Origin of the sequence: Cupriavidus taiwanensis, assembly GCF_900249755.1 — a bacterium.
GTDB lineage: Bacteria > Pseudomonadota > Gammaproteobacteria > Burkholderiales > Burkholderiaceae > Cupriavidus > Cupriavidus taiwanensis_D.
This window is the reverse complement of record NZ_LT976853.1, coordinates 3,438,417-3,451,228: the sequence shown is the minus strand read 5'-3', so window position 1 is coordinate 3,451,228 and position 12,812 is coordinate 3,438,417. Positions and strand designations below refer to the sequence as shown.

General features: G+C 63.4%; 9 protein-coding genes and 1 tRNA gene. 9 read left to right on the top strand and 1 reads right to left on the bottom strand.

Translation table 11 applies throughout. The features are described 5' to 3' along the window. Positions 1 to 81: 81 nt before the first annotated feature. From CBM2594_RS15865 to rplL, 7 genes are all read left to right on the top strand, one after another. Positions 82 to 157, top strand: a tRNA-Trp gene (locus CBM2594_RS15865). Between the two features lie 59 nt (positions 158 to 216). Beyond that, entirely contained in the window at positions 217 to 597 is a 381-nt protein-coding gene (gene secE, locus CBM2594_RS15860) for a preprotein translocase subunit SecE (protein ID WP_010810469.1), read from the top strand. A 10-nt stretch (positions 598 to 607) separates the two neighbouring features. Next, positions 608 to 1,189, top strand: a complete 582-nt coding sequence (gene nusG / locus CBM2594_RS15855) for a transcription termination/antitermination protein NusG (protein ID WP_010810468.1) — start codon at positions 608 to 610, stop codon at positions 1,187 to 1,189. A 159-nt stretch (positions 1,190 to 1,348) separates the two neighbouring features. Beyond that, on the top strand, positions 1,349 to 1,780 hold the full coding sequence (gene rplK, locus CBM2594_RS15850; RefSeq protein ID WP_013958263.1) for a 50S ribosomal protein L11: 432 nt from the start codon (positions 1,349 to 1,351) through the stop codon (positions 1,778 to 1,780). Beyond that, complete coding sequence (rplA, locus tag CBM2594_RS15845; protein WP_025586740.1) at positions 1,781 to 2,476, top strand: 50S ribosomal protein L1; 696 nt, start codon at positions 1,781 to 1,783, stop codon at positions 2,474 to 2,476. A gap of 409 nt (positions 2,477 to 2,885) precedes the next feature. Then, the gene (gene rplJ, locus CBM2594_RS15840; RefSeq protein ID WP_062801973.1) at positions 2,886 to 3,407 is read left to right on the top strand and encodes a 50S ribosomal protein L10; all 522 of its coding nucleotides are present in this window, start codon (positions 2,886 to 2,888) and stop codon (positions 3,405 to 3,407) included. Between the two features lie 69 nt (positions 3,408 to 3,476). Continuing rightward, on the top strand, positions 3,477 to 3,851 hold the full coding sequence (gene rplL, locus CBM2594_RS15835; protein WP_116357629.1) for a 50S ribosomal protein L7/L12: 375 nt from the start codon (positions 3,477 to 3,479) through the stop codon (positions 3,849 to 3,851). A 168-nt stretch (positions 3,852 to 4,019) separates the two neighbouring features. Here the strand turns inward: rplL and CBM2594_RS15830 are convergent, their stop codons facing one another. Beyond that, positions 4,020 to 4,400 carry a hypothetical protein gene (locus CBM2594_RS15830; protein WP_174079300.1) on the bottom strand — a complete coding sequence of 127 codons (381 nt, stop codon included), beginning with the start codon at positions 4,398 to 4,400 and terminating at the stop codon, positions 4,020 to 4,022. Here CBM2594_RS15830 and rpoB point away from each other — a divergent pair. Next, entirely contained in the window at positions 4,281 to 8,387 is a 4,107-nt protein-coding gene (gene rpoB / locus CBM2594_RS15825) for a DNA-directed RNA polymerase subunit beta (protein WP_116357628.1), read from the top strand. The genes CBM2594_RS15830 and rpoB overlap by 120 nt on opposite strands. Before the next feature lie 114 nt (positions 8,388 to 8,501). Then, on the top strand, positions 8,502 to 12,743 hold the full coding sequence (gene rpoC, locus CBM2594_RS15820) for a DNA-directed RNA polymerase subunit beta' (protein ID WP_116357627.1): 4,242 nt from the start codon (positions 8,502 to 8,504) through the stop codon (positions 12,741 to 12,743). The last annotated feature ends 69 nt before the right edge of the window (positions 12,744 to 12,812 follow it).

Sequence of the window (12,812 nt, the reverse complement as noted above, 5' to 3'; positions counted from 1 at the left end):
TGTTCGATAGCGAATGCGGCACCAACCGGCCGCATTCGTTGCCAGAGGGGTTGGCGCAAGCGTCGACCCCGAAGTTGTTTTAGGGGTATAGCTCAACTGGCAGAGCGTCGGTCTCCAAAACCGAAGGTTGGGGGTTCGATTCCCTCTGCCCCTGCCAAATCAATCAGCCGCGTCGCGAGGAGCAATCGTGACGCGGCTTAGTCTCGTTTGCGAAACATGGCCAATCCCAATGTTGAAACCGTGAACGCCAGCAGCGGCAAGTGGATGCTTGGCGTCGCGGTGCTGCTGGTGGTTGCGGGCGTCATCGGTTTCTATGCACTGGCACAGCAACCGTCTTATGTACGTGGCGCCGCACTGTTCGGTGGTATTGCACTGGGTATCGTGGTTGCGCTGGTGTCGGCACCGGGCAAGGACTTTATCGGGTTCGCCAAGGAATCGTATCGGGAAGTTCGCAAGGTCGTCTGGCCGACGCGCAAGGAAGCCGGGCAGATGACGGGGCTGGTCTTTGTCTTTGTCGTCATCATGGCCCTGTTCCTGTGGTCGGCGGACAAGCTCATCGAGTGGGTCGTCTTCTCGCTCGTATTGGGCTGGAAATAAGAGGTAGCACATGACGGATAACGCTCAGCAGGAAACCACCGCGCCGGAATCGCCTTCGTCGAAGAAGCGCTGGTATGTCGTGCATGCCTACTCCGGCATGGAGAAGAGCGTGCAACGCGCGCTGCAGGAGCGCATCGAGCGCGCCGAGATGCAGGACAAGTTTGGCCGCATCCTGGTGCCGTCCGAAGAAGTCGTGGAAATCAAGGGCGGCCACAAGTCGGTCACCGAGCGTCGTTTCTTCCCCGGCTACGTGCTGGTGGAAATGGAAATGACCGACGAAACCTGGCACCTGGTGAAGAACACCAGCAAGGTGACCGGTTTCGTGGGCGGTGCCCGCAATCGCCCGAGCCCGATTTCGCAGCGCGAAGTCGACAAGATCATGACCCAGATGCAGGAAGGGGTCGAGAAGCCGCGTCCCAAGACGCTGTTCGAAGTGGGCGAAATGGTGCGCGTCAAGGACGGCCCGTTCACCGACTTCAACGGCAACGTGGAAGAAGTGAACTACGAGAAGTCGCGCCTGCGCGTCTCGGTCACCATCTTCGGGCGTGCCACGCCGGTCGAGCTCGAGTTCGGCCAGGTCGAGAAGGTTTAAGGAATTTGCCGGCTGCGGCCTGAAAGGGCGGCAACCGGCAACGGCGACGCCCCGGTGGCGGCGCCAAGAGGAGCGTGAGGTCGTGCCACCGGTGCGGCGACAGCGCGTTACGACTCAACAGGATCGCATCCCGAAAGGGCGATCCGGATTGGAGTAAAGATGGCCAAGAAGATCATTGGCTTTATCAAGCTGCAGATTCCGGCTGGTAAGGCAAATCCCTCCCCGCCCGTTGGTCCCGCACTGGGTCAGCGTGGTCTGAACATCATGGAGTTCTGCAAGGCGTTCAACGCCCAGACCCAGGGTATGGAACCCGGTCTGCCGGTGCCGGTGGTGATTACCGCCTTCGCCGACAAGAGCTTCACCTTCGTGATGAAGTCGCCCCCCGCGACCGTGCTGATCAAGAAGGCAGCCGGCATCGCCAAGGGTTCGCCGAAGCCCCACACCGACAAGGTTGGCAAGATCACCCGCGCCCAGGCTGAAGAAATCGCCAAGGCCAAGAACGCTGACCTGACCGCTGCCGACCTGGACGCCGCCGTGCGTACCATCGCCGGTTCGGCACGTTCGATGGGCATCACCGTGGAGGGTCTGTAAATGGCTAAGGTTTCCAAGCGCGTCGCCGCCAACAAGGCGAAGATCGAGCGTACCAAGTTCTACCCGATCGACGAGGCCCTGGGCCTGGTGAAGGGCTGCGCCTCGGCGAAGTTCGACGAGTCGATCGACGTGGCCGTGCAACTGGGCATCGACGCCAAGAAGTCGGACCAGGTGGTTCGTGGCTCCGTGGTGCTGCCTGCCGGTACCGGCAAGTCGGTGCGCGTGGCCGTGTTCGCCCAGGGCGACAAGGCCGAGGCCGCCAAGGCCGCCGGTGCCGACATCGTCGGCATGGAAGACCTGGCTGAGCAAGTCAAGGCCGGCAACCTGAACTTCGACGTCGTGATCGCTTCGCCGGACACGATGCGTATCGTCGGTACGCTGGGCCAGATCCTGGGCCCGCGCGGCCTGATGCCGAACCCGAAGGTTGGCACCGTGACCCCCGATGTGGCCCAGGCCGTGAAGAACGCCAAGGCCGGTCAGGTCCAGTTCCGTGTCGACAAGGCCGGCATCATCCACGCCACCATCGGCCGCCGTTCGTTCGAAGACGCCGCGCTGAAGAGCAACCTGTCGGCGCTGCTGGACGCGCTGGTCAAGGCCAAGCCGGCCACCAGCAAGGGCGTGTACCTGCGCAAGGTCGCGGTCTCGTCGACCATGGGCGTGGGCGTGCGTGTCGACCAGGCTACGCTGGCAGCCTGAGCTGACGGCAAATTGCTGACCGGGACCCGATAACACCGGTCGGCAACAAGAATTGAAGGTCCACGCCGCCGGCGTGGATCGTCTCCGGACCGCAAGGAAAGGAGCAAGGCTTTGGGCAGTGGTGCCATGTTCGATGCGAACGCGTCGGCCGGCACTGCTGGTTATCAAAGACCGCTGGTGTTCTTGTCCGCGGCAGCATTGCGGAAAGGGCTTAATCGGTCGGTGCGTGCGCGAAGGCTTCCGGGCCCGAGCGACGTGTTCCGGCCAGCCAGCGCAGATGGCGCACCCGAAGGGATTGAAGCAACCGGGCACTGTCCCGGGTGATTCGGGCCAATCGGACGCCGTTCGTTTGTGCTGACGTGAAGGCTCCGGTATTGCCGGAGGCATAGCGTCATTTTGGAGCTTAACCGTGCCACTCAATATTGAAGATAAGAAGGCCGTCGTTGCTGAGGTCTCGGCGCAAGTCGCCAAGGCCCAGACCATCGTCGTCGCCGAATATCGCGGCATTGCGGTTGGCGATCTGACCAAGCTGCGTGCTACCGCTCGCCAGCAAGGCGTGTACCTGCGCGTTCTGAAGAACACGCTGGCCCGCCGTGCCGTCGAAGGTACGCCGTTTGCAGGCCTCGCAGAGCAGATGACCGGTCCGCTGATCTACGGTATTTCCGAAGATGCAGTGGCCTCGGCCAAGGTTCTGAACGACTTCGCCAAGACCAACGACAAGCTGGTCCTGCGCGCCGGGTCGTATGACGGCAAGGTTCTCGACGCTGCCGCCGTGAAGGCGCTGGCCTCGATCCCGAGCCGCGACGAACTGATTGCTCAGCTGCTGGGCGTGATGCAGGCACCGGTGTCGGGCTTCGCCCGTCTGCTGGCTGCCCTGGCCGCCAAGAAGGCAGAAGGCGCTCCCGCGGAAGCGGAAGCTGCCGGCGCCTAAGGCAATCCAGGCCGCGCATCGAAAGATCGCATTACCGATACCGAATCAAATCTAGTAGGAGTATTTCAAATGGCAATCACCAAAGACGACATCCTGGAAGCCGTTGGCGCGATGTCCGTGATGGAACTGAACGACCTGGTCAAGGCGTTCGAAGAGAAGTTTGGCGTGTCGGCCGCTGCCATGGCCGTGGCTGCTGCTCCGGGCGCTGCCGGTGCTGCTGCTGCTGAAGAGCAGACCGAGTTCAACGTGATCCTGGCCGAAGTCGGCGCCAACAAGGTTGGCGTGATCAAGGCGGTTCGCGAAATCACCGGCCTGGGCCTGAAGGAAGCCAAGGACCTGGTCGATGGCGCACCGAAGGCCGTCAAGGAAGGCGTGGACAAGGCCGCTGCTGCCGAAGCCAAGAAGAAGCTGGAAGACGCCGGCGCCAAGGTCGACGTCAAGTAATGCTGTACTCGCGTGCCCTCGCGGCACGCGAATGGGGCTGGCAAAGGGAAATTCCCGGCGCCAGCCTTTTTGCGCTTGTGCGATTGTGTTTTAGTCACCACTCGACACAGCGCTAATGCAGTAAAAGTGATGTTTGCGGTTCGCGGCGAAGATGTATTTGCCGGCGAATCAGCAGAGGCCAAACATCAGTGGCACACTAAGTGGTTGCTGCTGATGTTTGTCTTCTGAACCGACTGCAGAAGACAAGTTTGGTCGGGTGTCCCCCGGGCGAGTACAGGCGTTGCGCTTGATGCGACGACCACACCGCCCGCAGCGTGCGGACACCGTCAGCCAGAGGTTGGTAGCGGCCAACCGCCAAATCCCCTCCCAGTCGCTGAACACCTCAGGTCCGGCCAGGTCCAGCCAGCCCTGCGATGATTCGGAGATCCCATGGCGTACAGCTTCACCGAAAAGAAGCGCATTCGCAAAAGTTTTGCGAAGCGCGCGACGGTACATCAGGTTCCATTCCTGCTTGCCACCCAGATTGAATCCTACACCCAGTTCTTGCAAGCGGATACGCCACCCGCACGTCGCAAGACCGAAGGCCTCCAGGCCGCTTTCAACGCAATTTTCCCGATCTCCTCGCATAACGGGCTCGCCCGTATGGAGTTCGTCTCGTATCACCTGTCCAACCCGCCGTTCGACGTCAAGGAATGTCAGCAGCGTGGCCTGACCTTCCATTCGGCGCTGCGCGCCAAGGTTCGCCTGATCATCAACGATCGCGAGAACCCGGGCAAGGTCAAGGAAGTGAAGGAGCAGGAAGTCTACATGGGCGAGATCCCGCTGATGACTTCCACGGGTTCGTTCGTCATCAACGGCACCGAGCGTGTCATCGTCTCGCAGCTGCACCGCTCGCCGGGCGTGTTCTTCGAGCACGACAAGGGCAAGACCCACAGCTCGGGCAAGCTGCTGTTCTCGGCTCGCATCATTCCCTACCGCGGTTCGTGGCTGGACTTTGAATTCGACCCGAAGGACATCCTGTACTTCCGCGTCGACCGCCGCCGCAAGATGCCGGTGACGATCCTGCTGAAGTCGATCGGCCTGACCCCGGAACAGATCCTGGCGCACTTCTTCGTGTTCGACAACTTCACGCTGCAGGCCGAAGGCGCGCAGCTGGAGTTCGTGCCCGAGCGCCTGCGCGGTGAAGTCGCGCGCTTCGACATCGCCGACAAGAACGGCCGCGTGGTGGTCGAGAAGGACAAGCGGATCAACGCCAAGCACATCCGCGACCTGGACTCGGCCGGCACCAAGCTGATCAGCGTGCCGGAAGACTACCTGCTGGGCCGCGTGCTGGCCAAGAACATCATCGACCCGGATACCGGCGAGGTGATTGCCAACGCCAACGACGAGCTGACCGAAACGCTGCTGGAAAACCTGCGCGAAGCCGGCGTCAAGCAGATCCAGACCCTGTACACCAACGACCTGGACCAGGGCCCGTACATGTCGCAGACCCTGCGCGTGGACGAGACCGCCGACCAGACCGCTGCGCGTATCGCGATCTACCGCATGATGCGCCCGGGCGAGCCGCCGACCGAGGAAGCCGTGGAAGCGCTGTTCCAGCGCCTGTTCTACAGCGAAGAGTCGTACGACCTGTCGCGCGTGGGCCGCATGAAGGTCAACAGCCGCCTGGGCCGCCCCAGCGGCGAAGGCGCCATGGTGCTGCAGGACGAGGACATCCTCGAGACCATCAAGATCCTGGTGAACCTGCGCAACGGCAAGGGCGAGGTCGATGACATCGACCACCTGGGCAACCGCCGCGTGCGTTGCGTCGGCGAACTGGCCGAGAACCAGTTCCGCGCGGGCCTGTCGCGCGTGGAGCGTGCCGTCAAGGAACGTCTGGGCCAGGCCGAGACCGAGAACCTGATGCCGCACGACCTGATCAACTCGAAGCCGATCTCGTCGGCAATCCGCGAGTTCTTCGGTTCGTCGCAGCTGTCGCAGTTCATGGACCAGACCAACCCGCTGTCCGAGATCACGCACAAGCGCCGTGTCTCGGCACTGGGCCCGGGCGGCCTGACGCGCGAGCGCGCCGGCTTTGAAGTCCGTGACGTGCACCCGACCCACTACGGCCGCGTGTGCCCGATCGAAACGCCGGAAGGTCCGAACATCGGCCTGATCAACTCGCTGGCGCTGTACGCCCGCCTGAACGAATACGGCTTCCTGGAAACGCCGTACCGCAAGGTGGTCGACAGCAAGCTGACCGACCAGGTCGACTACCTGTCCGCGATCGAGGAAGGCAAGTATGTGGTGGCGCAGGCCAACGCGACGGTCGACGCCGACGGCAACCTGACCGACGAACTGGTGTCGTCGCGTGAAGGCTCCGAGCGGGAAACCCGCATGGTGACGCCGGACCGCGTGCAGTACATCGACGTGGCGCCGTCGCAGATCGTGTCGGCCGCTGCCTCGCTGGTGCCGTTCCTGGAACACGATGACGCGAACCGTGCACTGATGGGCGCGAACATGCAGCGCCAGGCCGTGCCCTGCCTGCGTCCGGACAAGCCGCTGGTCGGCACCGGCATCGAGCGCACCGTTGCGGTCGACTCGGGTACGGCCGTGCAGGCGATGCGTGGCGGCGTGGTCGACTACGTCGACGCGATGCGTATCGTGATCCGCGTGAACGACGACGAAGCCGTGGCCGGTGAAGTCGGCGTGGACATCTACAACCTGATCAAGTACACGCGCTCGAACCAGAACACCAACATCAACCAGCGTCCGATGGTCAAGGTGGGCGACCACGTGGCCCGCGGCGACGTCATCGCCGACGGCGCCTCGACCGACCTGGGTGAGCTGGCTCTTGGCCAGAACATGCTGGTGGCGTTCATGCCGTGGAACGGCTACAACTTCGAGGATTCGATCCTGATCTCGGAGCGTGTGGTGGCCGAAGACCGCTATACCTCGATCCACATCGAGGAACTGTCGGTCGTTGCCCGCGACACCAAGCTGGGACCGGAAGAAATCACGCGCGATATCTCGAACCTGGCCGAGGCCCAGCTGGCTCGCCTGGACGAGTCGGGCATCACCTACATCGGCGCCGAGGTCGAAGCCGGCGACGTGCTGGTGGGCAAGGTCACGCCCAAGGGCGAGACCCAGCTGACCCCGGAAGAGCAGCTGCTGCGCGCGATCTTCGGCGAGAAGGCTTCGGACGTGAAGGACACCTCGCTGCGCGTGCCGTCGGGCATGAGCGGCATCGTGATCGACGTCCAGGTCTTCACCCGCGAAGGCGTGACGCGCGACAAGCGTGCCCAGTCGATCATCGACGACGAACTGAAGCGCTACCGCCTGGACCTGAACGACCAGCTGCGTATCGTGGAAGGCGATGCGTTCCAGCGTCTGGAGCGTCTGCTGGTCGACAAGACCGTCAACGGCGGTCCGAAGAAGCTGGCCAAGGGCGCCAAGATCACCAAGGAATACCTGGCGGACATCGACAGGTACCACTGGTTCGACATCCGTCCGGCCGACGAGGAACTGGCTGCCCAGCTGGAAGCCGTCAAGGAAGCCATCGAGCAGAAGCGCCACGAGTTCGACCTGGCCTTCGAAGAGAAGCGCAAGAAGCTCACGCAGGGCGACGAACTGCCGCCGGGCGTGATCAAGATGGTCAAGGTGTACCTGGCCGTCAAGCGCCGCCTGCAGCCTGGCGACAAGATGGCCGGCCGTCACGGCAACAAGGGTGTGGTGTCGAAGATCGTGCCGATCGAAGACATGCCGTACATGGCGGACGGTACGCCGGCCGACATCGTGCTGAACCCGCTGGGCGTGCCGTCGCGGATGAACGTGGGCCAGATCCTGGAAACCCACCTGGGCTGGGCCGCGCGCGGCCTGGGCCAGCGCATCGGCGACATGCTCAAGGCGCAAGCCAAGGCGCAGGAACTGCGCACGCTGCTCTCGCAGATCTACAACGAGAGCGGCAAGCCGGAAGACCTGGACAGCCTCTCCGACGCCGAAGTGCTGGAACTGGCGAGCAACCTGAAGAAGGGCGTGCCGTTCGCCACGCCGGTGTTCGACGGTGCCCACGAGGACGAAATCCGCCGCATGCTGGACCTGGCCTACCCGGACGACGTTGCCCGCGAAAAGGGCCTGACGGCGTCCAAGCAGCAGGTCACGCTGTTCGACGGCCGCACCGGCGAAGCGTTCGAGCGTCCGGTTACGCTGGGTGTGATGCACATGCTGAAGCTGCACCACCTGGTCGACGACAAGATGCACGCACGTTCCACCGGCCCGTACTCGCTGGTGACGCAGCAGCCGCTGGGTGGTAAAGCCCAGTTCGGCGGCCAGCGTTTCGGTGAGATGGAAGTGTGGGCACTGGAAGCCTACGGCGCGTCGTACGTGCTGCAGGAAATGCTGACGGTCAAGTCCGATGACGTGAACGGCCGTACCAAGGTGTACGAGAACATCGTCAAGGGCGAGCACTCGATCGACGCCGGCATGCCGGAATCGTTCAACGTGCTGGTGAAGGAAATCCGCTCGCTGGGTATCGACATCGACCTCGATCGCTACTGATCGGGCAGGTGAGGGCAGCGGCCATGGCCGCTGCCCGCCAGCGAAGGATTTCCCACAGGATGAATGCCATCGATCCGGACCGATTCCGGGCCGGTGGCGAAACAAGGAGTTGCAATGAAAGCATTGCTCGATCTCTTTAAGCAGGTACAGCAGGAAGAGCAGTTCGACGCGATCAAGATCGGCCTGGCCTCGCCCGAGAAGATCCGTTCGTGGTCGTACGGTGAAGTCAAGAAGCCGGAAACGATCAACTACCGTACGTTCAAGCCGGAACGCGACGGCCTGTTCTGCGCCAAGATCTTTGGCCCGATCAAGGACTACGAGTGCCTGTGCGGCAAGTACAAGCGCCTGAAGCACCGTGGCGTGATCTGCGAGAAGTGCGGCGTTGAAGTGACGCTGGCCAAGGTGCGCCGCGAGCGCATGGGCCATATCGAACTGGCCGCGCCGACCGCGCACATCTGGTTCCTGAAGTCGCTGCCGTCGCGCCTGGGCATGGTCCTGGACATGACGCTGCGCGACATCGAGCGCGTGCTGTACTTCGAAGCATTCGTGGTGATCGAACCCGGCATGACCCCGCTCAAGAAGAGCCAGATCATGTCCGAAGACGACTACCTGGCGAAGTGCGACGAGTACGGCGAGGGCGAGTTCGTCGCCATGATGGGTGCCGAGGGCATCCGTGAGCTGCTGCGCGGCATCGACATCGAGAAGCAGATCGAACAGATCCGCGCCGAGCTGCAGGCCACCGGCTCCGAAGCCAAGATCAAGAAGTTCGCCAAGCGCCTGAAGGTGCTCGAGGCCTTCCAGCGTTCGGGCATCAAGCCCGAGTGGATGATCCTTGAAGTGCTGCCGGTGCTGCCGCCCGAGCTGCGTCCTCTGGTGCCGCTGGACGGCGGCCGCTTCGCGACCTCGGACCTGAACGACCTGTACCGCCGCGTCATCAACCGTAACAACCGCCTGAAGCGCCTGCTGGAGCTGAAGGCCCCTGAAATCATCGTGCGCAACGAAAAGCGCATGCTGCAGGAAGCGGTTGACTCGCTGCTGGACAACGGCCGTCGCGGCAAGGCGATGACCGGCGCCAACAAGCGTCCGCTGAAGTCCCTGGCCGAAATGATCAAGGGCAAGGGCGGCCGTTTCCGTCAGAACCTGCTGGGCAAGCGCGTCGACTACTCGGGCCGTTCGGTCATCGTGGTGGGCCCGACGCTCAAGCTGCACCAGTGCGGCCTGCCCAAGCTGATGGCGCTCGAGCTGTTCAAGCCGTTCATCTTCCACAAGCTGGAAACGATGGGCATCGCCACCACCATCAAGGCGGCGAAGAAGGAAGTCGAAAGCCAGACCCCGGTGGTGTGGGACATCCTCGAAGAGGTGATCCGCGAGCACCCGGTGATGCTGAACCGCGCGCCGACGCTGCACCGCCTGGGCATCCAGGCGTTCGAGCCGGTGCTGATCGAAGGCAAGGCCATCCAGCTGCACCCGCTGGTCTGCGCGGCGTTCAACGCCGACTTCGACGGTGACCAGATGGCCGTCCACGTGCCGCTGTCGCTGGAAGCGCAGATGGAAGCCCGCACGCTGATGCTGGCCTCCAACAACGTGCTGTTCCCGGCCAACGGCGACCCGTCGATCGTGCCGTCGCAGGACGTGGTGCTGGGTCTGTACTACACGACCCGCGACAAGATCAACGGCCGCGGCGAGGGCATGACCTTCGCCGACATCAGCGAAGTGATTCGCGCGTACGAGAACAAGGAAGTCGAACTGGCTTCGCGCGTGAACGTGCGTATCACCGAGTATGAACTGGTCGACAAGGACGCCGAGGGCGACGCCCGTTTCGCGCCCAAGATCACGCTGCAGGCCACCACGGTCGGCCGCGCGATCCTGTCCGAGATCCTGCCGAAGGGCCTGCCCTTCTCGGTGCTGAACAAGCCGCTGAAGAAGAAGGAAATCTCGCGCCTGATCAACACGGCGTTCCGCCGCTGCGGCCTGCGCGAGACCGTGATCTTCGCCGACAAGCTGCTGCAGTCGGGCTTCCGCCTGGCGACCCGCGCCGGTATCTCGATCGCGATCGACGACATGCTGGTGCCGCCGGCCAAGGAAAAGATCATCGCCGAGGCCTCGGCCAAGGTGAAGGAATACGACAAGCAGTACATGTCGGGTCTGGTGACCGACCAGGAACGCTACAACAACGTCGTGGACATCTGGGGCGCCGCCGGCGACCAGGTGGGCAAGGCGATGATGGAGCAGCTCCAGCACGAAGACGTGGTCGACCGCGAAGGCAAGACCGTGAAGCAGGAGTCGTTCAACTCCATCTACATGATGGCCGACTCGGGCGCACGGGGTTCCGCCGCGCAGATCCGCCAGCTGGCCGGCATGCGTGGCCTGATGGCCAAGCCGGACGGCTCGATCATCGAAACGCCGATTACGGCGAACTTCCGTGAAGGCCTGAACGTTCTGCAGTACTTCATCTCGACCCACGGCGCCCGTAAGGGCCTGGCCGATACGGCACTGAAGACCGCGAACTCGGGTTACCTGACCCGCCGCCTGGTCGACGTGACGCAGGATCTGGTCGTAGTGGAAGACGATTGCGGCACCTCCAACGGCGTGGCCATGAAGGCCCTGGTCGAAGGCGGTGAAGTCATCGAAGCGCTGCGCGACCGTATTCTCGGCCGCGTCACCGTGGCCGACGTGGTCAACCCGGAAACCCAGGAAACCGCGATCGAAGCCGGCACGCTGCTGGACGAAGACCTGGTCGAGCTGATCGACAACATCGGCGTGGACGAAGTCAAGGTCCGCACCCCGCTGTCGTGCGACACGCGCTACGGCCTGTGCGCCAAGTGCTACGGCCGCGACCTGGGCCGCGGCGTGCTGGTGAACTCGGGCGAAGCGGTGGGCGTGATCGCCGCGCAGTCGATCGGCGAGCCGGGCACGCAGCTGACCATGCGTACCTTCCACATCGGTGGTGCGGCATCGCGTGCGGCAGTGGCCTCGAGCGTGGAAGCGAAGGCGACCGGTACGGTGCGCTTCACCGCGACCATGCGCTACGTGACCAACGCCAAGGGCGAACTGATCGTGATCTCGCGTTCGGGCGAGGCGCTGATCACCGACGACCACGGCCGCGAGCGCGAGCGCCACAAGATCCCGTACGGCGCCACGCTGCTGGTGCAGGACGGCCAGGCGATCAAGGCCGGCACGCAACTGGCGACCTGGGACGCGCTGACGCGCCCGATCGTTTCGGAGTACTCGGGCACGATCAAGTTCGAGAACGTCGAAGAAGGCGTGACCGTCGCCAAGCAGATGGACGAAGTGACGGGCCTGTCGACCCTGGTGGTGATCGACGCCAAGCGCCGCACGGCCGCAACCAAGGGCATCCGCCCGCAGGTGAAGCTGCTCGACGCCAACGGCCAGGAAGTGAAGATCCCGGGCACGGACCACTCCGTGACCATCGGCTTCCAGGTCGGCGCGCTGATTACCGTGAAGGACGGCCAGCAGGTGCACGTGGGTGAAGTGCTCGCGCGTATCCCGACCGAATCGCAGAAGACCCGCGACATTACCGGTGGTCTGCCGCGCGTGGCCGAGCTGTTCGAAGCGCGTTCGCCGAAGGACGCCGCCGTGCTGGCGGAAGTCACCGGCACGACCTCGTTCGGCAAGGACACCAAGGGCAAGCAGCGCCTGGTCATCACCGACCTGGACGGCAATGCCCACGAGTTCCTGATCGCGAAGGAAAAGCAGGTGCTGGTGCACGACGGCCAGGTGGTGAACAAGGGCGAAATGATCGTGGAAGGTCCGGCAGACCCGCACGACATCCTGCGCCTGAAGGGCATCGAAGAGCTGGCGCACTACATCGTCGACGAAGTCCAGGACGTGTACCGTCTGCAGGGCGTGAAGATCAACGACAAGCACATCGAGGTGATCGTTCGCCAGATGCTGCGCCGTGTTCAGATCGTCGACGTGGGCGACACCAAGTTCATCCCGGGTGAGCAGGTGGAGCGTTCGGAGCTGCTCGACGAGAACGACCGCGTGATCGCCGAAGGCAAGCGTCCGGCCACCTACGAGAACCTGCTGCTGGGTATTACCAAGGCGTCGCTGTCGACCGACAGCTTCATCTCGGCGGCATCGTTCCAGGAAACCACGCGCGTGCTGACCGAAGCCGCGATCATGGGCAAGACCGACGACCTGCGCGGCCTGAAGGAAAACGTGATCGTCGGCCGCCTGATCCCGGCCGGTACCGGCCTGGCCTACCACCGCGCCCGCAAGGCGCGCGAGGCCTCCGAGCGCGAACGCGCCCAGGCGATCGCCGAAGAAGAGCAGTCGCTCTTCATCGAGCCGCCGGTGGTGCAGGCGACCGAGGGCAAAGGCGACAACGCCTGATCTCGTTGCAGTGATGACCGCCGCAAGGCGGACCAAAGCCCGGCTGATCCAGCCGGGCTTTTTTTTTGC